The sequence below is a fragment of the Xylanibacter oryzae DSM 17970 genome, from assembly GCF_000585355.1.
Taxonomy (GTDB): domain Bacteria; phylum Bacteroidota; class Bacteroidia; order Bacteroidales; family Bacteroidaceae; genus Prevotella; species Prevotella oryzae.
Window position 1 is genome coordinate 660,408 of the sequence record NZ_KK073873.1, and the last position, 26,527, is coordinate 686,934.

The following is a 26,527-nucleotide window of genomic DNA, read 5'->3' on the forward strand; positions in this document are numbered from 1 at the left end:
CTGATTTTTAATATTTTACAAACGTTTAACTGCCAAGGTACGACTTCAATAACTGATTGTCTGTGTTGTGGCGAAGTCGCCTTATTGCTTTCTCTTTTATTTGTCTTACTCGTTCTCGCGTTAGACCGTATTTATCACCTATTTCTTCGAGAGTCATCTCTGGCTCACCAATTCCAAAAAAAGCTTCAATAATATGACGTTCCCTTTCATTTAGTGTTAGAAGAGCTCTACTAATTTCACTTCGCAGGGATTCCATTACCAAAGAATTGTCTGCCATAGGCGCATCATTGTTTACCAAAACATCAAGAAGGCTGTTGTCTTCACCATCTATAAAAGGTGCATCGACTGATATATGTCTTCCGCTTACTTTCATGGCATCAATAACTTTATCTTCAGAAAGATCAACTTTATTGGCGATTTCTTCAGTGGATGGGCGCCGCTCGTTCTCTTGTTCAAATTTACTTAATGCACGATTTATCTTATTTACAGATCCAACTTGATTAAGCGGTAATCTTACTATTCTACTTTGTTCTGCAATCGCTTGCAAAATACTTTGTCTTATCCACCATACAGCATATGATATAAATTTAAATCCGCGCGTCTCATCAAATTTTTCGGCAGCCTTTATAAGCCCTAGATTTCCTTCATTTATAAGGTCCGGAAGGCTTAGCCCTTGATTCTGATACTGTTTAGCAACCGAAACAACAAATCTTAAATTGGCTTTCGTAAGTCGTTCAAGAGCTTTTCTATCACCTTTTTTTATACGTTGTGCCAGTTCAACTTCCTCCTCAACGGAGATTAGTTCCTCATGTCCAATCTCTTGAAGATATTTATCAAGAGATGCACTTTCACGGTTGGTTATAGATTTATTGATCTTCAGTTGTCTCATGTATCGTACAATTTAAGCACTGCAAAATTAACCAATTTTCCCGAATTACCAAATTTATTGCAATATTTTTGCCTAAAAAAAACTATTTCGTAAGTTTTAGCAATATTTTTGCGTAAAATAAAAAAAGTCCCCTCTTTTATAGAATAGAGTGGGACTTCTTTCTTTTTCAAACTTTAATCAGTTAGTGGAACTGCAAAGTATGCTTTCTTGCCAGTCGGATATATACCTTGAATGTACAGAACTGGATCTTTACTTGTTGAAGATTCTTTAACTATTTTCTGTAGATCATCTATTGTCTTTACTGTGTTATCATTAACTTTTTGTATTATGAATCCCCGGTTGATACCAGCTTCTTTCATTTTTCCGTTACTTACTTTAAGAACTTCGAGACCTGAATTTATATTTAGTTGTTTCTTCTGTGATTCTGTGATTTCTTTGAAGTTAGCTCCTAACACATCAAGATCGGCATCTTTTACTACTTTTGTGTTACCTTGTTCATTTTTGAGTGTAAGAGTAGTCGTACCTTTATGCTTATTACGTAAATAAGTAATTGTTACTTTATCACCTGGTCTTTTCTTGGCTAGGAATTCTTGTAGTTCAGCCATCTTTTTGACAGGTTGTCCGTCTATAGCCGTAATTACATCGCCGTCTTTCATTCCTGCAGCTTCTGCAGACCCCTCATCAATAATTTTTGCTACATATATACCTTCCATTGTTCCAAGGTCAACTGTCTTACCTTGTTCTTTCTGATTGTCGATATAATTATTTACGTCAGAACCCTGTATGCCAATAAGCGCTCTTTGTACATTACCATACTGTTTTAGATCTGAAACAACTTTGTTCATGATTGCAGTAGGAATTGCAAATCCATAACCGCTATATGATCCTGTCTGAGAATAGAGCATGGCATTTATACCAACTAATTCTCCTTTTACATTGACAAGTGCACCACCTGAATTTCCTGCGTTTATCGCAGCATCAGTCTGAATAAATGATTCAACTCCATTTGCTCCCAATGAACGGGCTTTGGCACTTACTATACCTGCAGTTACAGTATTGTTTAAGTTGAATGGATTTCCAACAGCTAAGACCCATTCTCCTACTTTCAAATCTTCACTGTTTCCAATTGCAATAGCAGGAAGATTTTTTGCATCTATTTTTACAAGAGCTAAGTCTGTCGTTTTGTCTGTACCTACTATCCTTGCAGAATATTCTTTATTGTCGTTTAATGTTACAGTAAGTTCATCAGCACCATCGACAACATGATTGTTGGTAACAATATATCCGTCTGAAGATATTATGACTCCAGAACCTGAAGCTTCTTTTTTAGGGGTTTGCACTTTCCTTTTCTGAGTGCCGTTATTACCTTGGTCTTGTTGTCCTTGTCCAAAGAAATCGAAAGGACTTGAGAAGAAATCTCCAAATGGATCAGATTGAACATCAACAGTCTGCACTTTACTGTTTTGTACATATTTTATGTGTACAACACATGGTAGTGATTTCTCTGCGGCATAAGTTAAATCTACTGGTTGTCCTGGAACAGAAACAGCCAATGCTGATGCAGGAACAGCTAAAAAAAATACTGCCATAAAGGCATAAACAATTTTTCTGGAAATTTTGTTCATCATTTTATTATTTTATTAGTTATTTTCTTAAAAACTTACTTGCAAAAGTAGGTTCAAAAAATGAAAATCTGTCATTTTGTCCTATTATTTGTCGTCTTTTAACACTCTAAATCTAGCTATTAACGGCTCTTAAATAGAACCTTGTAAGTTTTTACAAAAATTGAAATATGAAAAATCGAATAATCTAAATAATTATTTTATTTTGTTCTTCGCCTTTTCTCAATTTTATTTTGTACTTTTGCAGCATGAAAGCAGAATTCCGGTCTGTCGCTGGTACGCTTTTGCGTATGAGAGGAAAGTCCGGGCAGTATAGGGTACTCCACTTCCCAAATTAGAAGCTATTGGCAACAGTAGGAAATGGCAGAAGAAAATAACCGCTGTAATTCTTTACAGTAAGGGTGAGAAGGTGGTGTAAGAGACCACCAGCTGATGGGTGATCATCAGACTGTGTCATCTGGAGGCTGCAAGTTCGCGTATACTATCGTCTGAGGGTCGCCCGCCCGACTAATTCCGATAGAGGGTGGGACGCTAGAGCCGTGTGGCAACATACGGAGTAGATAAATGGCAGACACTGTGTTTCATGAGAGTGACTCATAGTACAGAACCCGGCTTACAGGGATTCTGTTTTCTATTTTTATAATTTAGATATAATACAATGGATAAGAAAGTTAGCAGATTGGTAAATTTCTTAAAGATTGGCATCTGGAAAATTGATAAGTCGGATGTCTCTCCTTTGCGCTATCTTTTTTATGAGGTAATAAAAAAAGTAATACTCGCAATAAAGTTCTTCACGACAAAGCGTGTTATGAATTCTGCCGCAGCACTTACATATTCTACATTACTTGCTATTGTACCGATAATGGCTGTCGTCTTTGCAATCGCAAGGGGATTTGGATATTCTAAGTATATTGAAGCCTGGTTCAGAGATGCACTTACAAGCCAACCAAAAGTAGCAGAGACTATAATTGGGTTTGTAAATTCATACCTAGTTCATACTAAAAGTGGAATATTTCTTGGTTTGGGAATTATCTTTATGCTTTGGACCGTCTTAATGTTGACAAGCGATATAGAAAATACTTTTAATGATATATGGCAAGTAAAAAAGACACGTGGATTCTTTCGAACTTGTACTGATTATTTGGCAATGTTTTTTCTTATACCTATCATTATTGTGTTAACTAGTGGAATATCAATTTTTGTTGGTACAATATTTACAAAGATGAATGATTATATGCTGCTAGGACCATTAGTACGTAGCATGGTCTTTCTTATGCCATATTTGTTTATGTCATTAATATTTACTACTTTATATGTTTTTATGCCTAATACTCGTGTAAAACTGCGCTACGCTGTTATTCCTGGAATATTGGCAGGCGTCGCTATGCAGTGGTTACAATTTTTTTATATACATTCACAGATTTGGGTATCAAGTTATAATGCAATATATGGGTCTTTTGCTGCTTTACCTTTGTTTATGCTTTGGGTGCAGATTTCATGGAGTATATGTCTCTTTGGCGCTGAACTATGTTATACAAGTCAGAATTCAGAAGATTATATATTTACAGATACACATGATATAAGTTATAAATATCGTTTAATGCTTTGTTGTATTTTGCTTAGTGTTATATGCAAAAGATTTGATGAAGGACAAAAACCTTATACAGTATTAAAATTAAAATTGGCTACAAATATACCAACACGTATAATAAGTGATTTACTTTATGATATGGTGCAATCCCATCTTGTTATAGAGATTTCTAATAATGAAAAAGATGAGGAAAGCACATATTTACCTGCGGAATCAACCGGTAACATAAGTATAGGTATGATGATTGATAGATTGGAATCACATGGCAAATGGACTCTTAATATTGACTTGCGTAAAACGACAAGCAAATTATGGAGTAGGGCTTATAATATACGTAAAGCATATATAAATAGTAGCCGTGATATTCTTCTTAAGGACCTTTGAAAATATAAATAATGGACGAATTAAATAGAATAGAAGAATTGCGTAAGCAACTTCATGAATATAATTATAAGTATTATGTTTTGAACCAGCCAACTATTAGTGACCAAGAATTTGATTTCTTGATGCATGAACTCATTGATTTAGAATCACGACATCCTGAATTTGCAGATCCTAATTCTCCATCAAACAGAGTCGGTTCTGATCTTAACCAAGAGTTTATACATGTAAAGCACAAATATCCTATGTTATCATTGGCTAATACATATAATGAACAGGATGTAGCAGATTTTTATAATAGTGTTAAGAGAGGCCTTAAAGGTGAAGATTTCGATATTTGTTGTGAGATGAAATACGATGGATTGTCTATAAGCCTCACATATATTAATGGAAAACTTGTTAGGGGGGTAACTCGTGGAGATGGTGTAAATGGTGACGATGTCACTGCTAATGTGAAAACAATACGGTGTATTCCTTTGGTCCTTCATGGACAAGAATATCCTTCTGAGTTTGAAATACGTGGAGAAATTCTTTTACCATGGAATGAATTTGAAAGACTTAATAGGCAGCGAGAGGCATCAGAGGAGCCTTTATTTGCAAATCCACGTAATGCAGCCAGTGGTACGTTGAAAAGTCAAAATTCAAAACTAGTCGCTAATCGACATCTTGATTCTTATCTATATTACTTACTTGGTGATAATCTACCTTGTGATGGCCATTATGAAAATCTAATGGAAGCACAGAGGTGGGGTTTTAAGATAAGCAAAGGCATGAAGAAGGTTAAAACTCTTCAAGAAATATATGATTTTATTGAATATTGGGATTCAGAACGTAAGAATCTTCCTGTTGCTACAGATGGTATAGTGCTCAAGGTAAATTCTATACGACAACAGAATGCTCTTGGATATACAGCTAAGAGTCCGCGTTGGGCGATAGCATATAAGTATAAAGCAGAACGTGCCTGTACGCCACTTCAGGAGGTCACATTTCAAGTTGGACGTACTGGCGCAATAACCCCTGTAGCTAATATGCAAGCAGTACAGTTGGCGGGCACTACTGTAAAACGTGCTACACTTAATAATGAAGACTTTATACGTAGTTTTGATCTTCATATTGGTGATTATGTTTATGTTGAGAAAGGTGGTGAAATAATACCCAAAATAGTAGGAGTAGATGTTACAAAGCGGTCTTTTGATGCCAAACCAATTGATTTTATTACTCATTGTCCTGAATGTGGTTCAGAACTGATTCGCATTGATGGTGAATCTGCCCATTATTGTCCTAATGATAGTGGTTGTCCACCGCAGATAAAGGGTAGGATTGAACACTTTATTTCACGTAAAGCTATGAATATAGATAGTCTTGGACCAGAAACAGTTGATGAATATTATCGTCGTGGTCTTATTAAAAATTTTGCAGACTTATATGATATTCATGTTCAGGATATTAATGGATTTGATGGAAAAAAAGAGAAAAGTGCCGTTAAGATAGTAAAGGGTATCGCTGATTCCAAAAATGTTCCATTTGAGCGTTTGGTATATGCTCTAGGTATCCGTTTTGTAGGTGAAACATCTGCTAAATTATTAGCGCGCCATTTTAAAAATATTGATTCGCTAGCTAATGCTTCAATGGAAGATTTGCAACAGATAGCCGGTGTAGGTGAAGTTATGGCTGGAAGTGTTATTGGCTATTTTCATAATCCTGTTAATATGGAAATCGTAAACAGGTTGCGTTCTTATGGATTGAAGATGCAACTAAGCGGCGAACAAGTAGATACGTCTAGTAATATACTTTCGGGTAAGAGTATTGTAATAAGTGGCGTTTTTAAGTATCATAGCCGTGACGAGTATAAGCAAATAATAGAATCTAATGGTGGAAAGAATGTTGGTAGTATAAGTGGAAAAACTTCTTTTATACTTGCAGGTGATAATATGGGGCCATCAAAGCTTGAAAAAGCAGGAAGATTAGGTGTTGATATTGTAAGTGAAGATGAATTTCTAAAGATGATATAATAATATCATATACATAGATGAATATAATAGTGTCAGAACCTATAAAAACATTATGTCCTAATTTTATAGGGGCGGTTGTTGAGGCTAAAGTTAAAAACTCAAAATACAATACCGACCTTTGGGGCGAAATTATATCGTTTTGTGATAAATTCAAGACTGAATATACAATTGATAGTATTAAACAGATATCAGGTATCAAGGCTACTCGGATGGTATATAGAGAATGTGGTAAAGACCCCAGTCGGTATAGACCTGCCGCAGAAGCTTTGATGCGAAGAATCCTTAATGGGAAAGAATTATATAAAATAGATACCTTGGTCGATTTGATTAATATGGCTAGTCTTATTTATGGATATAGCATTGGAGGTTTTGATAGTGATAAAATTGCTGGTGATACTATTACGCTTGGTGTTGGTAAGTTTGGTGAACCTTATGTCGGTATTGGTAGAGGTTCTATAAATATAGAAGATCTACCTGTTTATCGTGATAAATATGGTGGCATAGGTACACCAACGAGTGATAATGAACGGACAAAAATGACTATTGAGACCACTCATCTATTTGCTGTTATAAATGGTTATGATGGTAATATTGAAACTGTTAAGGCGAATGCTGAATTTATTCAGCGTTTACTTATTAAATATGCATTCAGTGATGGTGGTAATGTGTCCTATTTTAAATAAGAATCATCAAAAAATAAGCCTAAGTGAAATAGATCATTTTTTGATAATTCTTAAGTATTTTGTACCAATTAGTTGGCAGCTTCAAATTCTTTCAGAAAGCGAGTGTCATTTTCAGAGAACATTCTGAGGTCACTTACTTGATATTTTAGATTAGTAATACGTTCAACGCCAAGACCAAATGCATAACCAGTATATTTTTTACTGTCAATTCCGCATAGTTCAAGAACATTAGGATCAACCATACCACAACCCAAAATTTCTACCCAACCAGTGTGTTTGCAGAATCCGCATCCTACGCCACCACAAATATGGCAAGAAATATCCATCTCGGCACTTGGTTCTGTAAAAGGAAAATAGCTTGGGCGCAAGCGAATTTTAGTATCAGCTCCAAACATTTCGCGAGCAAAAGTCAATAATACTTGCTTTAAATCCTTGAAAGATACATTCTCATCGATATAAAGACCTTCAATTTGATGAAAAAAACAATGTGCACGGGCTGAAATTGCTTCATTCCTATAAACACGTCCAGGGCATATTACACGTATAGGAGGTTTTGAATTCTCCATAATTCGAGCTTGTACGCTACTGGTATGGGTGCGCAATAAAATGTTTTTTGTAACATCTTCAGGATTTGTTTCAACAAAGAATGTATCCTGCATATCGCGTGCTGGATGGTCTGCAGCAAAATTCATTTTTGTAAAAACATGTAAATCATCTTCAACTTCAGGACCGTCTGCTAACGTAAATCCCATACGAGAAAAAATGTCTACTATTTCATTCTTTACAATCGTTAAAGGGTGCCGTGTTCCAAGTTTTATTGGATATGCTGAACGTGTGAGGTCTATATCTTCACTATCATTTTCGGCTGTTTCGTACTGGTCTTTAAGATAATTTATTTTCTCAAAAGCAGCCTGTTTCAATTCATTGATTTTCATGCCGACAACTTTTTTCTGGTCGGATGCAACGTTACGAAAGTCAGCCATAAGGGATGTTATTTCCCCCTTCTTGCTTAAATACTTTAAGCGAAGAGCTTCAATCTCCTCAGCATTAGAGGCTTTTAACTCATTAACTTCTTTAAGAAGCTTGTCTATTTTGTCAAGTATCATTTTATGATAAATTTGTTCTCTTGAAATAATTTCTTGCAAAGGTAATATTTTTACTTCAAAATTGAGCAAAATATCAAAATAAAGTTGTATTTTTGCGCAAATTTGAGAGAAGGATAAAATTCCTAGTTAAATAAATATGAAAAAGGTTGTGATTTTTGTTATTATGTTGACATCATTTACGATGTGTTGGACAGGTTGTTCAGATAAAAAACATAATACAGACGATAGTACTGCTGTTGACTCAACAGATAGGACTGCCGCAGTTGATACAATGGAACAATTAATATCTGAAGCTCCAATGCCGAAAGCAGCAGATGAGTTGTTTGATGATTTTATCTTTAATTTTGCGGCCAATAGGAAACTACAGTACAAGCGAATAAAATTTCCGCTGCATGTGTATAATGGTACCCGAATAGATTCCTTGCAAAAGTCGCAATGGAAAATGGATCATTTCTTTATGCGTCAAGGATATTATACCTTGATATTTGACAACTTGAAGCAAATGAATGTTGTTAAAGATACTTCAATAAATCATGTCGTAATAGAAAAAATAAGCTTACGTAAAAACCATGTAAAACAGTATATATTTAACCGGATAAATGGACAATGGATGATGACATCAATAAACAATCAAGCTGTATATCAATCTACTAATGCTTCATTTTTGAAGTTTTATCAGCATTTTGCTGTTGATTCTGCATTCCAAAGTGTAAGTCTTATTAATCCGGTACATTTTGTGGGTCCTGATCCTGATGATGATTTTAGCACAATGGAAGGTATCATAACTCCTGATACTTGGCCTGCTTTTGCACCAAAGTTGCCTTCTGGACTTATCTATAATATAATTTATGGGCAACAATATCGTACAAGTATGCAGAAAATTTTTGTTATGCGTGGTATTGCTAATGGTATGGAGGTAGAACTTACATTCAAGAAAATAGGAAAGCATTGGAAATTGGCTAAATTGAGTAATTAAAAGTGAAAGAAGAAAATAATTATAGTCTATTAAGACACAATACATTCGGTATAGACGTTACATGTAGTAAATTTATCGAATTTGAAAGTGTTGAGGAGTTGCAGAACATTGTGTGCAATATTTCAGAAAATGATATGCCTTTACTTATTATTGGTGGAGGAAGCAATCTCTTGCTTACAGGCGACTATCGAGGAACCGTTATACATTCAGCCATAAAAGGACATGAAATACTCCAAACAGATGATGGTGTATTAATTAGATGCGGTAGTGGTGAGGTTTGGGATGATATTGTTTTGTTTTCTGTTTGTAATGGATGGTATGGAATGGAGAATCTATCGCTTATTCCTGGTGAGGTTGGGGCAAGTGCTATTCAGAATATAGGTGCTTATGGAGTAGAAGCTAAAGATCTTATTTATAAAGTTGAAGCTGTTGAATTAGCGACAGGTAATCTTGTCGAATTTAGCAATTCTGATTGCCTATATTCTTATAGGCAGAGTAAATTTAAAAAAGAATGGCGTGATAAGTATATTATAACTTATGTGACTTATAAACTCTCTAAAAATTATACTCCACGTCTTAACTATGGCAATATACGTTCCAAATTATTGGAAATGGGAATAGTAAAACCATCAGCAGTTCAATTGCGTAATACTATAATTGACATAAGAAATTCTAAATTGCCTGATCCTAAAGTAGAAGGTAATGCTGGCAGTTTTTTTATGAATCCTATTGTTTTAACTAGTAAGTATGAAGAACTTGCTAAGAAGTATGACGAAATGCCTCATTATAAAATTGATTCTGAACATGAGAAAATTCCAGCAGGGTGGATGATTGAGCAATGTGGCTGGAAAGGAAAATCATTGGGTAATGCTGGTGTACATGATAAGCAAGCATTGGTTCTAGTGAACAAAGGTGGAGCAACAGGTAAAGAAATTCTTAACTTATGTACAACTATAATAGCCGATGTAAAATCAAAATTTGATATAGATATTTATCCGGAGGTAAATATAAAATGAAATTGAACGTAACATTTCTTGGAACTGGAACATCTGGTGGAGTACCTTCTATTGGCTGTAATTGTGACGTATGTAAAAGTACTAATCCTAAAGATAAACGTTTACGTTGTTCTGTATTAATTGAAACAGACCGCACAAGAATTCTTTTGGATTGTGGCCCTGATTTTAGGCAACAAATGCTTAAACAGCCATTCCGAAAAATAGATGCAGTGTTGCTCACACATATACATTATGATCATGTAGCCGGTATTGATGATTTACGCCCTTTTTGTAAATTTGGTGATATTCCAATCTTTGCAAATGAAGAAACGGCTTTCGGCTTAAAAAGAGCTTTTCCTTATTGTTTTGAAGATAAGGAAAAGTTATATCCTGGCGTTCCTAATATAAATCTTAATATTATATCAGCACATAATCCTTTTCGTATAGGCGATATTGATATAATGCCAATTCAGGTTATTCATGGTAATATGCATATATTAGGATTCAGATTTAATAGTTTTGCCTATATTACAGATATGAAGTCTATTGATGAATCTGAGTATAGTTATCTCTGTGGAGTTAAGGTTCTTGTTGTTAATGCATTAAGATTTACAAAAGAGCATCACTCTCATCAGTTAGTTGATGATGCTATTAATTTTTCTCGTAAGGTAGGTGCTAAAAAAACTTATTTGATACACTCTTGCCATCATATAGGTTTACATGATGATGTAAATAAAATATTGCCACATGGCTTTGAGATGGCTTATGACGGGCAAAAAATTGTAATATAATGCTTAAAAAGTATTATGTAAATATCTGTAAATCAAATTATTGGTTAAATAATGTTGCCAGTAAGCTACTTTAATGCGTAAAAGCTTGTTTATATTATTATTAATAAATAAATTTGCGATGTGTTTTTCATAGTATTAGATTTAAGGTTAACAAAGAAAAGGTTGGAGTACGGCGGTACTCCATTTTTATTTTAATAAAATATATCTACATGCAAAATGATTATTTAAAAACTTATGTATAAATAATAATCTGTTTAGCTTTTTTGATGTTCTTGATTATCTTTTGGAATTAATATGTTTAGAACTTTTTAGAAGATTTGCTAAATTTACGGTATAATTTCCAACCGAGAAGTACTCCATCAAGAATCCCCGTGCTTGTATTTATGATGTTAATCCAGCGATTGCTTTTAGATTTAGGTATTTCATTGTAGAACATTGATTTCCAATTTTCATCAATTCTATTTCTATTATTACGTATTTCTTGTAATAATTTCTCTTTACGCTCATGAATGGCATTTATTGTTTCAAATTTCATTTCTTCCATGGTAACATTTATTTGTCTAACAATAGCTTTGTTAGAAATCTTACTAAAGGGCGTTCTATAAGACTCTTTCTAAACGTGACAAAGATAATGAACAAAAGCATATAAAAAGCTGCTACTATACAATATGATGCAACGATGCCAATAAAATTGTTCAAAGAATACACAATTGCAAAAGAAAGAAAAATAATTATGAAGGTAGCAATCACAAGACCTGCGACTAAAATAGCGAGGGCCTTAATTAAAGTTACAATTTTTTCTATTACATCGAGCTTCATGTATTCTTTCTGAAGCCCGACGTAATCTTTCAACAGCTCAATGAGTTGTCCTATAGACTCTATGTTTTTATCGTTTGAAAACATATGAGATTAATTTATTCAGTAGCAGTATCATCTTTGATATCGTTGATATCATCAACAAGATCTCCCATATCTTTTCTGCTTAACTTGATGTTGTGCTTTTTACAAAAGTTGTCAACGGCATCATTAATTTTTTCACGAGTATCAGTTCCTTTTTCAGGAGCTAATAATAAACCCAATGTAGCTCCAGCGATAGCACCGCCTAAAAAAGCTCCGATATAACCTAATGTTTTCATAATCTTAATGTTTTATGATTATACATATTTAGGAATGGCCATACATCCCTTTCATTATCGTTAGCAAATATAATAAATCATTTTGGAATAGCAACAAAATAGGTTGCAATTTTTGTTAATATATCGCATTTTTCGACATTTAACAAACTTTATGTGCCGTTTTTCTTTGGTTTTGCTCTAATTTGTGTAATTTCGCAAGATAAAAGTAAAAATGCAGAAGTTTAATCTTTAAATAAAGAATAGAAAAATGAAAAAGTACATGGTTATTTGTGCAGGTTTATGCACGGCATTGGCTTTCACAAGTTGTAAATCTAGCGAAAGTGCATATAAAAAAGCTTATGAGAAGGCAAAAGCTCAAGAAACAGCCCAGCAGCCAACAACACCTATGAATAGTGAAACTGAAGTGGTTACACCTTTAGAGACAAAACCTGCAGACCAGACTAAAGTAGTTGACAATTCAGACAATGTATCAGTAAGACAAGAAAAAGTTACATTGTTAAACGGTGCTGGTTTAAAAAACTTTAGTATTGTTGTCGGTTCTTTTTCTCTTAAGGCAAATGCAGAAGGTTTACAGGGACAATTGAAAAATGCAGGTTATGATGCACAGTTAGCATATAATGCCGAACGTAATATGTATCGTGTGATTGCAGCAACATTCGATCAAAAGGCAGATGCAGCACGTAGCCGTGACGAATTTCGCTCAAAGTATCCAGATGCATGGTTGCTTTATAATATTAAATAAAGGGCGTGTCTCGTATATTATCAATAGATTACGGAAAAAAACGAACAGGATTGGCGGTTACTGATTCTTTACAGATTATTTCTGGAGGATTGGCAACCGTCCGTACTTGTGAGTTATTTGATTATTTGAGGAACTATATTGATAGAGAATCTGTTGAAAAAATCGTAATAGGAGAGCCTCGTCAGGTTAATGGACAGCCTAGTGAAAATCTGGCTAGGGTTCAGCAATTTGTAAACAGGTGGAGAAATTTGGTTAAAGATATTCCAATAGAATATTATGATGAGCGGTTTACTTCAGTATTAGCTCATAGAGCAATGTTAGAAGGTGGTCTACACAAGAAGGCTAGACAAAATAAAGCACTGGTAGATGAAATCAGTGCTACTATTATATTACAAAGTTATTTAGAATCAAAAAAAAAGAAATGATATTACCTATATATACTTATGGACAGCCTGTTTTAAGGAAGTTGGCTGAAGACATAACACCTGATTATTCAGATTTGAAACAAATTATTAAAGACATGTTCGAATCGCTTACAGCATCAGATGGAGTTGGATTGGCTGCTCCTCAGATTGGGAAAGCAATAAGATTGGTTGTTATAGATCTTACAGTACTTGGCGATGAATTTCCAGAATATAAAGAATTTAAAAAGGCTTATATAAATGCTAGAATTGTTGATACTGATGATAGTGAAACAAAATCAATGGAGGAAGGCTGTTTAAGTTTACCTGGTATTCATGAAAATGTTACTAGGCCTACTCGAATCCATGTTACCTATCTTGATGAAGAGATGCAACCTCATGATGAGTGGGTTGAAGGTTACCTAGCAAGGGTTATGCAACATGAATTCGACCATCTGGATGGGAAAATGTTTATAGATCATCTGTCGCCGTTACGTAAGCAGTTGATAAAAGGAAAACTTAAAGCGATGCTGCAAGGGAAAGTTCGGTGTTCATACAGAGTGAAAGTAGTAAGAAAATAGGTCAGAACTTTTGAAATTTTATGAGTAAAAAGATTAATTTAATTTTGTTCGCTTTGCTTCCGTTAGTAGCTATGGCGCAATTTAATACAGATAGGCTTATAATGACTGGCCGCAGTGCTTTGTATTATGAGGATTATGTTCTTTCTATTCAATATTTCAATCAGGCAATATCAGCAAAGCCATATTTGTACGAACCATGGTACTACAGAGGAGTTGCCAAATTTTACTTAGATGATTTTGTCGGTTCTGAGAGCGATTGTTCTGAAGCTATAGAACGTAATCCTTACGTTAATGGGATATTCGAACTTCGTGCATTATGCAGGATACATACACATGATTATACAGGAGCAATAGACGATTATAAAAGGTCTATAAAAAACGACCCAGATAATCAAGGTTTATGGTATAATCGTGTGCTTTGTAGAATACAGCAAAAAGACTATAAAAATGCTCAATTGGATCTTGATACTATTATTGGGCATTGGAGCAATTATGCTAAGGCATATTCTATTAGAGCTGATGTTTATATCGCAAAAAAAGATACAGCGGAGGCTATAAAATCTTTGGATAAAAGTTTGGAGTTGGATGCTTATGATGGCGAAGTATGGATGCAGAGAGCTATGATAAGTTTGGCTCGTAACAAATGGAAAGAGGCTGACGGATTTCTAAGTAGTGCTATCCATTTGAAACCAAAAATAGTCAACAATTACATCAATAGAGCTTTGGCTAGATATAAAATTAATAATTTACGTGGAGCGATGTCTGATTATGATACAGCATTAGACTTTGATCCAAACAATTTTCTAGCGCATTATAATAGAGGACTACTTCGTACTCAAGTCGGTGATGATAACAGAGCTATTTATGATTTTAATTTTGTACTTAAATTAGAGCCTGATAATTTGATGGCCTTATTCAATCGAGCTCTTTTGTTGGATAAAACGGGTGATTTAAAAGGAGCAATACGAGATTATTCATCGGTAATTAAAACTTTTCCTAATTTTTGGACTGGACTGCAGAACAGAGCCAGTTGTTATCGTAGATTAGGTTATACAAAACAGGCTGAACTGGATGAATTCAAAATATTTAAGGCTCAATTAAATAAAATGTATGGTATACAGCGGCGATGGAGCAAAAGTGAAATCAGAAAGAAAAGTGACCAAAATCTTGATAAGTACAGTATGCTTGTTGTTGCTGATGAAGACAATGTTGAACATGAGTATTCAAGTGAATACAGAGGTCGCATTCAAGATAAAAAAGTAGAAATAGATTACCAACCATTATATCAACTGTCTTATCTTAAATACAATAATGGAGTGAAATCTTACGAAGCTTACGATAAGAATCTTGAGTCCTTAAATATATCGTTTAAGCCCATTAAAGAGATATGTATTACTTGTAATCCAAAAACTCTTGATGAGAGTGAATCAAATAAATATTTTGCTCTTATAGATACTCTATCCAAACGGATGACAACAACAAAAACGATGGTAGCCGAATCTGGACTTTTGATGCAGAGAGCAGTTGCATATAGTGTTATACAAAATTTTGAAGATGCTGTAGCAGATCTCAATGCCTATATACAAGTAGATTCTACCTCTTCATTGGCATATTGGCAGAGAGCCGTGTGCCAGTCTATGATGAATGAATTCAGAGCATCACAGGGATTAGGTGCTCAAATGAAAGTTATGAGCATTATTTCAGATTTTGATAAAGCGATAAGCCTCAACAAACAGTGTGCTTATCTTTATTATAACCGTGCAAATATATATGCGCAGTGTAAAGAATATGGGAAAGCTATTGAAGATTATAACACAGCATTAAAGTTAGATAAAAATTTCCCTGAAGCTTATTACAACAGAGGACTTGTTGAGATTTTTAATAATAATCAGAAAAGTGGAATACAGGATTTAAGTAAGGCTGGAGAATTAGGCATTTATACAGCATACAGTATTATAAAAAAGTATCGCAAATAGCAAAGACGAAAATTTAATATAAAATCGTTGTCATTCTCAAAAGAAAGTATTAATTTTGCATCCAAATTGAAAATTTATATATAAAATTATGATAAAGATCACATTTCCTGATAAATCTGTTCGTGAATATGAACAAGGTGTAACAGGACTACAGATTGCAGAAAGTATATCACCAGCTTTGGCACGCGATGTTTTGGCGTGTGGCGTAAATGGTGAAACAGTTGAATTGAACCGTCCTATTAATGAAAATTCAACAATTGAACTTTACAAATGGGATGATGAACAAGGCAAACATGCCTTTTGGCATACATCTGCACATCTTTTGGCGGAAGCTCTATCCGAACTCTATCCAGGTATTCAATTTGGTTTTGGTCCGGCAATTGAAAATGGCTTCTTCTATGATGTATTATTGAAAGATGGAGAGGTTATAAAAGAAGGCGATTTTTCTAAAATTGAAGATAAAATGAAAGAATTGGCTTCAAAGAAAGAGCCAGTTATACGTAAAGATATTTCTAAGACTGAGGCTTTAAAAGAATTTAATGCTGATGGTCAGACATATAAATGTGAACACATTGAGCAAGATCTTGCAGACGGAACAATAACTACTTATACGCAAGGATCATTTACAGATCTTTGCAAAGGTCCTCATCTTCTAAATACAGGTGCAATAAAGGCTGTTAAGTTGACTAGTGTTGCAGGAGCTTTCTGGCGTGGTGATGCTAATCGTGAACAGATGCAACGTCTTTATGGCGTATCATTTCCTAAGAAAAAGATGTTAGATGAGTATTTGCTGATGCTTGAAGAGGCAAAAAAGCGTGATCATCGTAAAATAGGCAAGGAAATGGAACTTTTTATGTTCTCAGAACGTGTCGGAAAGGGACTACCTATATGGTTGCCAAAAGGAACAGAATTACGCCTTCGTATGCAAGATATGTTACGTAAGATACAGAAACGCTATGGATATCAAGAGGTTATCACTCCGCATATTGGTAGTAAAAACTTATATGTAACAAGTGGTCATTATGCACACTATGGTAAGGATTCTTTCCAGCCAATACATACGCCAGAAGAGGGTGAAGAATATATGCTAAAACCAATGAATTGCCCTCATCACTGTGAAGTATTTGCATGGAAACCACGTTCTTATAAAGATCTTCCTTTGCGCATTGCAGAGTTTGGTACGGTATATCGTTACGAACAAAGTGGCGAATTACATGGTTTAACCCGCGTGCGTTCTTTTACACAAGATGATGCACATATATTCTGTCGTCCAGATCAAGTTAAGGATGAATTCCTTAGAGTTATGGATATCATACAATCAGTATTTTCGATATTCCATTTCGATAATTTTGAAGCTCAGATATCATTACGTGATCCTAATGATCATGATAAGTATATTGGAAGCGATGAAATATGGAAAGAATCAGAACAGGCTATTATAGAAGCATGTGATGAAAAAGGCCTTAAGGCTAAAGTTGAATATGGTGAAGCTGCATTTTATGGCCCTAAATTAGACTTTATGGTTAAAGATGCGATTGGACGTCGTTGGCAGTTAGGTACAATTCAAGTAGACTATAACTTGCCTCAGCGCTTTAAGTTGGAATATACAGATGAAGATAACACAAAGAAGACTCCTGTTATGATTCATCGTGCACCATTTGGCTCACTAGAGAGATTTACTGCCGTGCTTATTGAACATACTGCAGGCCATTTCCCATTATGGCTTACTCCTGATCAGGTAGCTATATTACCTATAAGTGAAAAATTTAATGAATATGCTAGGACTTTGGCTAAATATTTTGATTTGGTAGGTGTACGTGCCACAATTGATGACCGCAACGAAAAAATAGGACGTAAAATACGTGATAACGAGTTAAAACGTATTCCTTATATGGTTGTTGTTGGTGAAAAAGAACAGGCTGATGGTACTGTCGCTGTAAGAAAACAAGGCCAGGGAGATCAAGGAACAATGAAAAAAGAAGATTTTGCAAAGAAAATCAATGATGAAGTTGCAGAAATGACAAAAAATGTTTAACTTTGCAGCCGCTTACTATAAAATAGTTGAATGAAGAATGACAATTTAAAGAATCAGTACCGTGTGAATGAACAAATTCGCGTACGGGAAGTCCGTATTCCTGGTGAAGGCGGATCAATAGTAGTACCTACACGTCAAGCGTTGGACATGGCACGTGAACAAGGAGTTGATCTCGTTGAGATATCTCCGAATGCACAACCGCCAGTATGTCGTCTCATAGACTATTCTAAGTTCCTTTATCAACAGAAAAAACGAGCAAAGGAGTTGAAGTCCAAGCAGATTAAGGTTGAAGTGAAAGAAATTCGTTTTGGCCCGCAGACAGGTGAAAATGATTATGCGTTCAAATTGAAACATGCTCAAGAATTTTTGGAAGAAGGAAATAAAGTTAGAGCTTATGTGTTCTTTAGAGGACGTTCAATTCTATTCAAAGAACAGGGAGAAGTTTTGTTACTTCGCTTTGCAAATGATTTGGAAGAGCTTGGAAAAGTTGAACAGATGCCTGCATTGGAAGGGAAAAAAATGTTTATAACGCTTACTCCGAAAAAAACAGGCACGATAAAGAAAAGCCAGCAAAAAGTAGATAGAGAGAAAAAAGAGGCAGAGTCTAAAGTGAACACCAATTCATCGGAAGTAAATGTTGATTTGGAGATCCTTCCTAAAAGTGGTGGACTTTTTGATAATGCGAAGAATGGTGGTGATGCTTTAAAAAAGCTAAATTTAGATTGATAAATATGTGCGTAACGTCTTGGTATATACGTTGCCACAGCATAATAAATAACAATAATTAAAATTAGAAAAATGCCAAAAACAAAGACAAATTCTGGTGCGAAGAAGAGATTCTCATTCACTGGAACAGGTAAGATTAAAAGACATCATGCTTTTCATAGTCATATTTTGACTAAGAAGACAAAGAAGCAAAAACGTAATCTGGTTCATCAGACAATTGTAGACCAGACAAACATGAAGCAGGTTCGTGACTTGCTATGCTTACGTTAATCAACAGTCAAACAAACATTAAAGAAAGAAAATTATGCCAAGATCAGTAAATCACGTTGCTTCAAGAGCAAAAAGAAAAGAAATTTTAAAGCTCACTCGTGGATATTATGGAGCAAGAAAAAATGTTTGGACGGTAGCAAAGAACACCTGGGAGAAGGGTTTGACATATGCTTACCGTGATCGTAGAAATAAAAAACGAAATTTCCGCGCATTGTGGATTCAGCGTATTAATGCAGCAGCTCGTCTTGAGGATATGAGCTATTCTACTCTAATGGGTGCCCTTCATAAGGCAGGCATAGAGATAAATCGCAAGGTTCTTGCAGATTTAGCTGTAAATAACCCTGAAGCTTTCAAAGCAATTGTTGAGAAAGTTAAGTAATTATTATAATTATATATAAAAAGACCGCAATCAATTTGATTGCGGTCTTTTTATATATATGTTTTATTATAAATTAGTTTAAGTCTTTCATTGTTAGTGATATTCTGTTGCGTATTCTGTCTATTTCTAATACTTTAACTTTCACATGTTGGTGTAGTTTAACAACCTGTGTTGGGTCTGAAACATATTTATTTGCAAGTTGTGAAATATGGACTAAGCCATCTTGATGAACACCTATATCTACAAATGCTCCAAATTTAGTTATATTTGTGATGATACCAGGTAATTCAATACCTATATTAAGATCGCTAATATCTTTTATGTTCTTGTCAAAATCAAACGTTTCTATTTGTTCTCGTGGATCTCGCCCAGGTTTTTCAAGCTCATTTAATATGTCTGTGAGCGTTGGTATTCCTATCTCTTTATTAATATACTTGTTAATATTAATTTGTGAGCGTTTTGATTTATCTTTAATGAGATCAGATAGAGTACAATCGCAATCTTTTGCCATGCATTCTACGATCTTGTAGCTCTCAGGATGCACTCCACTATTGTCAAGAGGGTTTGCTGCATTATTTATGCGTAAAAAACCTGCACATTGCTGATACGCAGAAGGACCAAGACGTGAAACTTTCTTAAGTTGTTCACGGCTTGTAAATGCTCCATTTTTCTTTCTATAGTCAACAATATTTTTAGCTAGTGTTTGACCTAACCCGCTGACATACATTAATAAGTGCGAACTGGCTGTATTTAAGTTTACACCAACAGAGTTAACACAACTTACAACAGTCTGGTCTAGACTTTCTTTAAGTTTTATTTGATCTACGTCATGCTGGTATTGTCCAATACCAATACTTTTAGGATCAATTTTGACTAGTTCGGCAAGTGGGTCCATCAGTCTTCTTCCAATGCTTACAGCTCCTCTTACAGTAATATCTTCATTTGGAAATTCATCCCGTGCTGTCTTAGATGCGGAATAAATTGATGCACCATCTTCACTAACGACAAAAGCGTCAATTTTCTTTGTCGTATGTAAAGTTTCTATGAATTCCTTTGTATCTCGACTCGCAGTTCCATTGCCTATAGCAATTGCATCTATTTCGTATTTATCGAGCATCTGTTCTATTTGTTTAGATGCAAGTTTAATGTCATTCTTAGGAGGATGTGGGTATACCGCTTCGTGATGTAGTAAATTTCCTTGAGCGTCAAGGCACACTATTTTGCATCCTGTTCTAAATCCTGGATCTATACCCATAACACGTTTTTGACCCAATGGTGGCGATAATAGCAATTGGCGTAGATTATCAACAAATACACCAATAGCATCATTATCAGCTTTTTCTTTACTAGCAGTAGCAAATTCTGTTTCAATAGTTGGTCTCAAAAGACGTTTGTATGAGTCATTAATAGCTTCAGATACAAGGATGCCGCATTTTCCATTATTATATACAAAATGTCGTTTTAGTTTATCAATGCATTCTTCATCGTTAACAGAAATGCTAACACGTAGGAATCCTTCTTTTTCACCACGTCGCATTGCTAGAAGTCGATGTGAAGAACACCTTTTTAGGGGTTCTGAAAAATCAAAATAATCAGAAAATTTCTGGGCTTCATTAGATTCCATCTTTGTTTTAATAGCCTTGGAAGAAATAAAAGCTTCTCTACTAAAAGTGTTTCGAACTTGCTGTCTTGCTATTTCGTTTTCGCTAATGTTTTCAGCAATGATATCATTGGCTCCTTTTAAGGCCATTTCGACATCTTTTACATCGCCTTTTACATATTTTTGTGCGATTGTTGAAGGATCTTTTTCTCTCTGCATCATTATGATTGTTGCTAGGGGTTCAAGTCCTTGTTCATGAGCTATTTGTGCTTTGGTCCTACGCTTCGGTTTATACGGTAAGTATATATCTTCTAGTTCTGTAACATCCCAACATTCATTAATACGTTTCTCTAGTTCTGGAGTCATTTTTAAAGACTCATTAATAGTTCTTATAATAGTCTCTTTTCTTTTCGCAATATCTTTGAATTTATTATTCAAATTGCTTATTTGAGATACTTGAACTTCATCAAGAGAGCCAGTTCTTTCTTTTCGATATCTACTTATAAAAGGGATAGTACATCCTTCTTCAAGGAGTTGTAATGTATTGCTAACACCATGTTCAGATATTTTCAGCTCAAAAGCTATTCTTTTTGTAAATATGTTATTCATAATTTATTTCAGTTCTTCAGCAAGGAATTTTGGAGTAAATCCTTTTTTGCTTTTTGCAACTTCTTCTGGTGTTCCTATACTTAACACTTTTCCACCATTGCGTCCACCTTCAGGGCCAATATCAATAATGTAGTCTGCCATTTTTATAACGTCGAGATTATGTTCAATTACCACAACGGTATTTCCTCTATCTACAAGTTTATTAAGAACATCCATAAGAATTCTTATATCCTCAAAATGCAATCCTGTTGTCGGTTCATCAAGTATATACATTGTTTTACCAGTATCACGTTTACTAAGTTCCGTAGCCAATTTAACACGTTGGCTTTCACCGCCACTAAGGGTTGTAGACGGTTGTCCTAGTCTTATGTATCCAAGACCAACATCCTGTATTGTTTTAATTTTTTGTAGGATGTTTGGAACATTTTCGAAGAATTCAACAGCTTGATTAATTGTCATGTCAAGGACATCCGCAATGCTTTTTCCCTTGTATCTGACTTCAAGTGTTTCCCGATTATATCTTTTACCATGGCATACTTCACAAGGAACCATTACATCAGGCAAAAAATTCATTTCTATAGTTTTATAACCGTTGCCAGAACAGGCTTCACATCGTCCACCTTTTACATTAAAAGAGAATCTACCTGGTTTATACCCACGTATTTTAGCTTCTGGAAGATTAACGAATAGCGAACGTATATCACTGAATACACTAGTGTATGTAGCTGGGTTGCTTCTTGGAGTACGTCCAAGAGGACTCTGGTCTACATTCACAACTTTGTCTATATTTTCTATACCCTCGATAGAAGTATATTGCATTGGCTTTTTTAGAGCACGATAGAAATGGTGGCTGAGTATAGGCTGTAGAGTTTCGTTTATAAGTGTTGACTTACCTGAACCACTGACACCTGTTACTAAAATCAATTTACCAAGAGGGAATTCCACATCAATATTCTTCAAGTTGTTTCCACATGCTCCCTTTATCCAAAGACTCTTGCCATTCCCTTTTCTTCTTTTTTGTGGTATTTCTATTTTTCTTTTACCATTAAGATATTGACTTGTTACAGTGTTCTCCTTAAGCATCTCCGTTGGTGTTCCCTGGTATACAACTTCACCACCTAATTTACCTGCTTTAGGTCCCATATCAATTATATAGTCAGCGTTTAGCATCATATCTTTGTCATGTTCAACAACAATCACTGTATTGCCAATGTCACGAAGTTCCTTAAGCGAGTTGATGAGTCGCTCGTTATCTCGTTGGTGTAGTCCAATGCTTGGCTCATCTAGAATGTACAATACATTAACAAGTTGCGAACCAATCTGAGTTGCCAGCCTTATACGCTGACTTTCTCCACCTGATAGGGTAGATGATTGCCGGTTAAGTGCAAGATAATCCAATCCAACATCTAGTAAAAAAACTAAGCGGTTGCGAATTTCTTTGAGAATCTCTGTAGCAATCTTTTTCTGTTGCGGATCAAGATGCTCTTCTACTTGATTTGCCCAATCATGCAACTCTGATATATCCATTTCAGCTAGTTCAGATATGTTTTTATCCCATATTTTATAAGAAAGAGCTTCTTTATTTAAACGATGGCCATGACATTCCGGGCATTTGCAGGTCGCCAAGAACTGATCTGCCCATTTTTGTCCGCTTGCACTATCGTCATTATCCATTACTGTGCGAAGATACTTCACAACGCCATCAAATGCTACGAAGTAGTCGCTTGATGTATGAACGAGTTCTGCTTTTATACGCACATCTTCAATTGTACCGTAAAGTATTTCATTTAAGGCATCATCAGGTATGTCTTTCACTGGCGTTTTAAGATCGCATCCATATTTCTCGAGAATTGAATTAATTTGCCAGAAAATCATCTGATTTTTGTATTTTCCAAGTGGTACTATGGCACCATCGTGGATATTTACCTTTTTATTAGGAATTACCTTATTTAAATCAATTTCATTTATGTATCCAAGACCTTTACACCTAGAACATGCACCTTGTGGCGAATTAAATGAAAAATTATTGGGGGCAGGATCACTATAGGACATTCCAGTAGTTGGACACATAAGTCTCCTGCTGTAATATTTCTGATTACCTGAGTCCTTATCTAAAATAATAAGTAGACCGTCTCCTTGTCTCAGTGCTATATTTACACTCTTTTTAAGTCGCTCGTTATCCTTGTTTTTTACAGTTAGTTTATCTATAACAACCTCTATATCGTGATTCTTATACCTGTCCACCTTCATGCCACGTGTTATTTCCTGCAATTTGCCGTCAACTCGCATATTAAGGTATCCTTTACGGCGCATACTTTCAAATAACTCCCTATAATGGCCTTTCCTGCTTCTTATAAGCGGTGCTAAAATTAATATTTTATGTTCATCATAGTCATGCATTATCATATCAATTAGCTTCTCCTCTGTATACTTAACCATTTTCTCACCTGTCGCATAACTATAGGCAGTACCAGCACGAGCATATAACAAACGCAGATAATCATAAATTTCAGTAGTAGTACCTACTGTCGAACGAGGGTTCTTGTTTGTTGTTTTTTGTTCTATACTTATTACAGGGCTAAGTCCCGTAATTTTATCTACGTCAGGGCGCTCCATTCCACCTAAAAAATTTCGTGCATACGCAGAAAATGTTTCAATATATCTTCTTTGGCCTTCTGCATAAATTGTATCAAAAGCCAACGATGATTTTCCAGAACCACTAAGTCCTGTTATTACTGTCAAACTATTTCTAGGTATTTCTACATCTACATTTTTTAGATTGTGAACTCTGGCCCCAAAAACATTAATTTTTCCGTCTTCGCAATTCATTTTTCCTTTTACCTATTCTGATGTTGTATTATTGGAGGTATATCCCCTTAACAGATTAATGTCTCTCTTTATATTGTATACTATTCCGTCTGCTCCTTTAGCTTTTACTAAAACATAATATACGCCTTGAACTACATTTTTTCCTTTATAAGTTCCATCCCATCCACTAGCAGGGTCATTCCATTCATATAATTTCTGGCCCCATCTGTTATATATTGAGGCATGAAATTCTGTTAGTGACTGATATCCATTTTTGGCTTTATAAATGTCATTTATTCCATCACCATTAGGTGAAAAAGCATTTGGCATTTGCAATTTACTTTCGCTGATAGTTAATTTTAATGGAACGTTCTTGTCCCAGAATTTTTTTGTATATTCAATAGTGTCATTATTAGAAATGAATTTGGCGTATAGTACTATACAATGAGTTCCTGTTTTAGAGAATGAGTATTCTGTATTTTCTTCATATCTAATAAGATAAGGATTGTCTTCATTGTTAGCAAGATAAAACCTCCATTCATAATTAGGAACATAAGTTCCTAAATTTGATACATTTGCATAAAAAATACCTGTAACAGGTGCAGACATTGTTGTATCTACACTATATGACTTATTTCCATCGCATAAAGTATATAATACAGATGGAGCTATAGTCGGTATTTTGTCTGCAAATGCATTTGTTACTATAAATATAGTATTCAAAAATGCAAATATAATTTTTATTTTCCTCTTCATAAGATATATTTGTGCAAAATTACAGAATAATGTTGATTTAGCAACTCTTTTTTTGTACTTTTGTAGGCGAAAAAATAAAATATTTATTATGAAACGATTTTTTAGATATATTTCAATGCTTTTGATACTCATATTAAGTGTGTCTAGTTTAGCACAAACTACAACTCAATGGAGGGCTATGCATAAAGTAAAAAAGCATGAGACTTTATTCAATATTGCAAACCAGTATGGTTTGACGGTTGAAGAACTTCTAAATGCGAATTCTGAAATGAATGTCCCAGGTTATGAATTGAAGAAGGGTTCTTATATTTGCATACCATATACAAAAGATCAAAGAGAAGTAATTGTAAAAAAAGGTGGTGAATTTAATTCTACAATACCTAAGAACAATGCTGATGATATTAAGGGGCGCGTTATACGCGTTGGAGTTATGCTTCCACTACATAATGCTGATGGAGATGGTCATAGGATGATAGAATATTACCGCGGACTATTAATGGCTTGCGACAGCTTAAAGAAAAGTGGCCTATCTGTAGATATTCACTCATGGAATGTTGCAGCAGACACGGATATACGAATAATATTACTGGATAAAGCTGCTTCACAGTGTGATGTAATATTTGGTCCTCTCTATTCTAATCAAGTAAAGCCTCTTTCTGATTTTGCCATGAGTCATGGAATAAAGTTGATAATTCCGTTTTCTATATCTAGTTCAGAAGTATTACGAAATCGTGATATATTTCAAATATATCAGTCAGCAAATGATCTTAATGAAACTGCAATTAAAAAGTATTTTGATCGTTTCTCTGCTTACCACCCAGTCTTTATCGACTGTAACGATACAACTAGTACTAAGGGAATCTTTACAATGGGATTGAGACGCCAATTGGAAGCTCACGGCATTTCATATGGTATTACGAATTTAAAATCTAGTGAAATACAGTTTGCAAAGGCGTTCAGTCGTACCAAACCTAATGTTGTAATATTAAATACAAGCCGTTCGCCAGAGTTGAATGTGGCTTTTGCCAAACTTAATGGAATGTTAGTTAATACACCTGGAATTGTCATTTCTATGTATGGTTATACGGAGTGGTTGATGTATACTCAATATAATCTTGATAATTTTTATCGTTTTGATACATATATACCAAGTACATTCTATTATAATTCATTATCATCTTCTACGCGAAGTTTTGAACAGAAATATATAAAACAATTTCATTCTGATATGCAATCTTATTTACCGCGTTTTGCAATAGCCGGTTTTGACCATGCATATTATTTCCTTAATGCATTTCATTTATATGGTAAAAGTTTCGATGGAAATCTTAAATCCTCTTATTACATTCCAATTCAAACGCCGCTTCATTTTTCACGAGTTGGAAATGGTGGATTACAGAACAAAAGTTTTATGTTTGTTCACTATAAATACAATCATACAATAGAAACCATCAAATATTAA

At 34.7% G+C, this 26,527-nt stretch carries 24 protein-coding genes and 1 other RNA gene; 16 read left to right on the forward strand and 9 right to left on the reverse strand.

Annotated elements, in window-relative coordinates:
* Nucleotides 1-25: 25 nt before the first annotated feature.
* A complete protein-coding gene (locus XYLOR_RS02590; protein WP_036876731.1) occupies nt 26-889 on the reverse strand; it encodes a sigma-70 family RNA polymerase sigma factor in 864 nt (287 codons plus the stop codon).
* Nucleotides 890-1,062: 173 nt separating this feature from the next.
* Nucleotides 1,063-2,478 (reverse strand): Do family serine endopeptidase, encoded by a 1,416-nt coding sequence (locus XYLOR_RS02595; protein WP_245601937.1) that lies wholly within the window; start codon nt 2,476-2,478, stop codon nt 1,063-1,065.
* A gap of 287 nt (nt 2,479-2,765) precedes the next feature.
* On the opposite strand from XYLOR_RS02595, the gene rnpB reads away from it, so the two are divergent.
* The 4 genes from rnpB (at nt 2,766) to XYLOR_RS02610 (ending at nt 7,178) form a co-directional block, all read left to right on the forward strand.
* Nucleotides 2,766-3,143, forward strand: an RNA gene (gene rnpB, locus XYLOR_RS13490) — RNase P RNA component class A.
* A gap of 26 nt (nt 3,144-3,169) precedes the next feature.
* On the forward strand, nt 3,170-4,486 hold the full coding sequence (locus XYLOR_RS02600) for a YihY/virulence factor BrkB family protein (RefSeq protein ID WP_036876732.1): 1,317 nt from the start codon (nt 3,170-3,172) through the stop codon (nt 4,484-4,486).
* Nucleotides 4,487-4,497: 11 nt separating this feature from the next.
* Entirely contained in the window at nt 4,498-6,495 is a 1,998-nt protein-coding gene (gene ligA / locus XYLOR_RS02605; RefSeq protein ID WP_036876735.1) for an NAD-dependent DNA ligase LigA, read from the forward strand.
* Between the two features lie 17 nt (nt 6,496-6,512).
* A complete protein-coding gene (locus XYLOR_RS02610) occupies nt 6,513-7,178 on the forward strand; it encodes a B3/B4 domain-containing protein (protein ID WP_036876736.1) in 666 nt (221 codons plus the stop codon).
* 68 nt (nt 7,179-7,246) lie between these two features.
* Here the strand turns inward: XYLOR_RS02610 and pheS are convergent, their stop codons facing one another.
* On the reverse strand, nt 7,247-8,284 hold the full coding sequence (gene pheS / locus XYLOR_RS02615; protein WP_036876738.1) for a phenylalanine--tRNA ligase subunit alpha: 1,038 nt from the start codon (nt 8,282-8,284) through the stop codon (nt 7,247-7,249).
* Between the two features lie 136 nt (nt 8,285-8,420).
* Between pheS and XYLOR_RS02620 the strand changes: the two genes are divergently transcribed.
* From XYLOR_RS02620 to XYLOR_RS02630, 3 genes are read left to right on the forward strand one after another with little or no spacing between them, the layout of a single operon-like run.
* Nucleotides 8,421-9,260, forward strand: coding sequence for a DUF4348 domain-containing protein (locus XYLOR_RS02620; RefSeq protein WP_036876739.1), 840 nt, complete (start codon nt 8,421-8,423; stop codon nt 9,258-9,260).
* Nucleotides 9,261-9,262: 2 nt separating this feature from the next.
* On the forward strand, nt 9,263-10,276 hold the full coding sequence (gene murB, locus XYLOR_RS02625; protein WP_036876741.1) for a UDP-N-acetylmuramate dehydrogenase: 1,014 nt from the start codon (nt 9,263-9,265) through the stop codon (nt 10,274-10,276).
* Between the two features lie 2 nt (nt 10,277-10,278).
* Complete coding sequence (locus XYLOR_RS02630) at nt 10,279-11,046, forward strand: MBL fold metallo-hydrolase (RefSeq protein WP_036880566.1); 768 nt, start codon at nt 10,279-10,281, stop codon at nt 11,044-11,046.
* Nucleotides 11,047-11,344: 298 nt separating this feature from the next.
* Here XYLOR_RS02630 and XYLOR_RS02635 read toward each other — a convergent pair whose 3' ends face one another.
* From XYLOR_RS02635 to XYLOR_RS02645, 3 genes are read right to left on the reverse strand one after another with little or no spacing between them, the layout of a single operon-like run.
* Nucleotides 11,345-11,590 carry a hypothetical protein gene (locus XYLOR_RS02635; RefSeq protein WP_036876742.1) on the reverse strand — a complete coding sequence of 82 codons (246 nt, stop codon included), beginning with the start codon at nt 11,588-11,590 and terminating at the stop codon, nt 11,345-11,347.
* Nucleotides 11,591-11,598: 8 nt separating this feature from the next.
* Entirely contained in the window at nt 11,599-11,949 is a 351-nt protein-coding gene (locus XYLOR_RS02640; protein WP_036876743.1) for a phage holin family protein, read from the reverse strand.
* An 11-nt stretch (nt 11,950-11,960) separates the two neighbouring features.
* On the reverse strand, nt 11,961-12,182 hold the full coding sequence (locus XYLOR_RS02645; protein ID WP_036876746.1) for a YtxH domain-containing protein: 222 nt from the start codon (nt 12,180-12,182) through the stop codon (nt 11,961-11,963).
* Between the two features lie 247 nt (nt 12,183-12,429).
* On the opposite strand from XYLOR_RS02645, the gene XYLOR_RS02650 reads away from it, so the two are divergent.
* The 8 genes from XYLOR_RS02650 to rplT all read left to right on the forward strand — a co-directional run bounded on the left by XYLOR_RS02650 (nt 12,430) and on the right by rplT (nt 19,292).
* On the forward strand, nt 12,430-12,924 hold the full coding sequence (locus tag XYLOR_RS02650; protein ID WP_036876747.1) for an SPOR domain-containing protein: 495 nt from the start codon (nt 12,430-12,432) through the stop codon (nt 12,922-12,924).
* Between the two features lie 5 nt (nt 12,925-12,929).
* Nucleotides 12,930-13,349 carry a Holliday junction resolvase RuvX gene (ruvX, locus tag XYLOR_RS02655; protein ID WP_036876749.1) on the forward strand — a complete coding sequence of 140 codons (420 nt, stop codon included), beginning with the start codon at nt 12,930-12,932 and terminating at the stop codon, nt 13,347-13,349.
* Nucleotides 13,346-13,906, forward strand: coding sequence for a peptide deformylase (gene def / locus XYLOR_RS02660; RefSeq protein WP_036876751.1), 561 nt, complete (start codon nt 13,346-13,348; stop codon nt 13,904-13,906). Before ruvX ends, def begins: the two co-directional genes overlap by 4 nt.
* A gap of 20 nt (nt 13,907-13,926) precedes the next feature.
* The gene (locus tag XYLOR_RS02665) at nt 13,927-15,882 is read left to right on the forward strand and encodes a tetratricopeptide repeat protein (protein ID WP_036876753.1); all 1,956 of its coding nucleotides are present in this window, start codon (nt 13,927-13,929) and stop codon (nt 15,880-15,882) included.
* 88 nt (nt 15,883-15,970) lie between these two features.
* Nucleotides 15,971-17,917 (forward strand): threonine--tRNA ligase, encoded by a 1,947-nt coding sequence (gene thrS / locus XYLOR_RS02670; protein ID WP_036876755.1) that lies wholly within the window; start codon nt 15,971-15,973, stop codon nt 17,915-17,917.
* Between the two features lie 30 nt (nt 17,918-17,947).
* The gene (gene infC, locus XYLOR_RS02675; RefSeq protein WP_036876757.1) at nt 17,948-18,643 is read left to right on the forward strand and encodes a translation initiation factor IF-3; all 696 of its coding nucleotides are present in this window, start codon (nt 17,948-17,950) and stop codon (nt 18,641-18,643) included.
* A gap of 72 nt (nt 18,644-18,715) precedes the next feature.
* Nucleotides 18,716-18,913: a 50S ribosomal protein L35 gene (rpmI, locus tag XYLOR_RS02680; protein WP_036876759.1), complete on the forward strand. Its 198-nt coding sequence runs from the start codon at nt 18,716-18,718 to the stop codon at nt 18,911-18,913.
* Nucleotides 18,914-18,947: 34 nt separating this feature from the next.
* Nucleotides 18,948-19,292: a 50S ribosomal protein L20 gene (gene rplT / locus XYLOR_RS02685; protein ID WP_036876761.1), complete on the forward strand. Its 345-nt coding sequence runs from the start codon at nt 18,948-18,950 to the stop codon at nt 19,290-19,292.
* A 73-nt stretch (nt 19,293-19,365) separates the two neighbouring features.
* Here the strand turns inward: rplT and XYLOR_RS02690 are convergent, their stop codons facing one another.
* Genes XYLOR_RS02690 through XYLOR_RS02700 form a run of 3 tightly spaced genes read right to left on the reverse strand, consistent with a single transcriptional unit; the run spans nt 19,366 to nt 25,065 of the window.
* A complete protein-coding gene (locus XYLOR_RS02690) occupies nt 19,366-21,501 on the reverse strand; it encodes a Tex family protein (protein ID WP_036876762.1) in 2,136 nt (711 codons plus the stop codon).
* A gap of 3 nt (nt 21,502-21,504) precedes the next feature.
* Complete coding sequence (uvrA, locus tag XYLOR_RS02695) at nt 21,505-24,330, reverse strand: excinuclease ABC subunit UvrA (protein ID WP_036876764.1); 2,826 nt, start codon at nt 24,328-24,330, stop codon at nt 21,505-21,507.
* 12 nt (nt 24,331-24,342) lie between these two features.
* A complete protein-coding gene (locus XYLOR_RS02700) occupies nt 24,343-25,065 on the reverse strand; it encodes a T9SS C-terminal target domain-containing protein (RefSeq protein WP_036880567.1) in 723 nt (240 codons plus the stop codon).
* An 88-nt stretch (nt 25,066-25,153) separates the two neighbouring features.
* Between XYLOR_RS02700 and XYLOR_RS02705 the strand changes: the two genes are divergently transcribed.
* A complete protein-coding gene (locus tag XYLOR_RS02705; RefSeq protein ID WP_036876766.1) occupies nt 25,154-26,527 on the forward strand; it encodes an amino acid ABC transporter substrate-binding protein in 1,374 nt (457 codons plus the stop codon).

What these genes read in the sequence shown, in the direction of transcription:
- XYLOR_RS02610 (WP_036876736.1), top strand. Translation starts at nt 6,513, where the DNA reads ATGAATATAATAGTGTCAGAACCTATAAAAACATTATGTCCTAATTTT.
- uvrA (WP_036876764.1), bottom strand. Translation starts at nt 24,330, where the DNA reads ATGAATTGCGAAGACGGAAAAATTAATGTTTTTGGGGCCAGAGTTCAC.
- thrS (WP_036876755.1), top strand. Translation starts at nt 15,971, where the DNA reads ATGATAAAGATCACATTTCCTGATAAATCTGTTCGTGAATATGAACAA.
- XYLOR_RS02705 (WP_036876766.1), top strand. Translation starts at nt 25,154, where the DNA reads ATGAAACGATTTTTTAGATATATTTCAATGCTTTTGATACTCATATTA.
- pheS (WP_036876738.1), bottom strand. Translation starts at nt 8,284, where the DNA reads ATGATACTTGACAAAATAGACAAGCTTCTTAAAGAAGTTAATGAGTTA.
- XYLOR_RS02640 (WP_036876743.1), bottom strand. Translation starts at nt 11,949, where the DNA reads ATGTTTTCAAACGATAAAAACATAGAGTCTATAGGACAACTCATTGAG.
- XYLOR_RS02595 (WP_245601937.1), bottom strand. Translation starts at nt 2,478, where the DNA reads ATGGCAGTATTTTTTTTAGCTGTTCCTGCATCAGCATTGGCTGTTTCT.
- XYLOR_RS02700 (WP_036880567.1), bottom strand. Translation starts at nt 25,065, where the DNA reads ATGAAGAGGAAAATAAAAATTATATTTGCATTTTTGAATACTATATTT.
- ligA (WP_036876735.1), top strand. Translation starts at nt 4,498, where the DNA reads ATGGACGAATTAAATAGAATAGAAGAATTGCGTAAGCAACTTCATGAA.
- XYLOR_RS02645 (WP_036876746.1), bottom strand. Translation starts at nt 12,182, where the DNA reads ATGAAAACATTAGGTTATATCGGAGCTTTTTTAGGCGGTGCTATCGCT.
- XYLOR_RS02590 (WP_036876731.1), bottom strand. Translation starts at nt 889, where the DNA reads ATGAGACAACTGAAGATCAATAAATCTATAACCAACCGTGAAAGTGCA.
- rplT (WP_036876761.1), top strand. Translation starts at nt 18,948, where the DNA reads ATGCCAAGATCAGTAAATCACGTTGCTTCAAGAGCAAAAAGAAAAGAA.
- XYLOR_RS02635 (WP_036876742.1), bottom strand. Translation starts at nt 11,590, where the DNA reads ATGGAAGAAATGAAATTTGAAACAATAAATGCCATTCATGAGCGTAAA.
- XYLOR_RS02600 (WP_036876732.1), top strand. Translation starts at nt 3,170, where the DNA reads ATGGATAAGAAAGTTAGCAGATTGGTAAATTTCTTAAAGATTGGCATC.
- XYLOR_RS02665 (WP_036876753.1), top strand. Translation starts at nt 13,927, where the DNA reads ATGAGTAAAAAGATTAATTTAATTTTGTTCGCTTTGCTTCCGTTAGTA.
- XYLOR_RS02690 (WP_036876762.1), bottom strand. Translation starts at nt 21,501, where the DNA reads ATGAATAACATATTTACAAAAAGAATAGCTTTTGAGCTGAAAATATCT.
- def (WP_036876751.1), top strand. Translation starts at nt 13,346, where the DNA reads ATGATATTACCTATATATACTTATGGACAGCCTGTTTTAAGGAAGTTG.
- XYLOR_RS02620 (WP_036876739.1), top strand. Translation starts at nt 8,421, where the DNA reads ATGAAAAAGGTTGTGATTTTTGTTATTATGTTGACATCATTTACGATG.
- XYLOR_RS02650 (WP_036876747.1), top strand. Translation starts at nt 12,430, where the DNA reads ATGAAAAAGTACATGGTTATTTGTGCAGGTTTATGCACGGCATTGGCT.
- rpmI (WP_036876759.1), top strand. Translation starts at nt 18,716, where the DNA reads ATGCCAAAAACAAAGACAAATTCTGGTGCGAAGAAGAGATTCTCATTC.
- infC (WP_036876757.1), top strand. Translation starts at nt 17,948, where the DNA reads ATGAAGAATGACAATTTAAAGAATCAGTACCGTGTGAATGAACAAATT.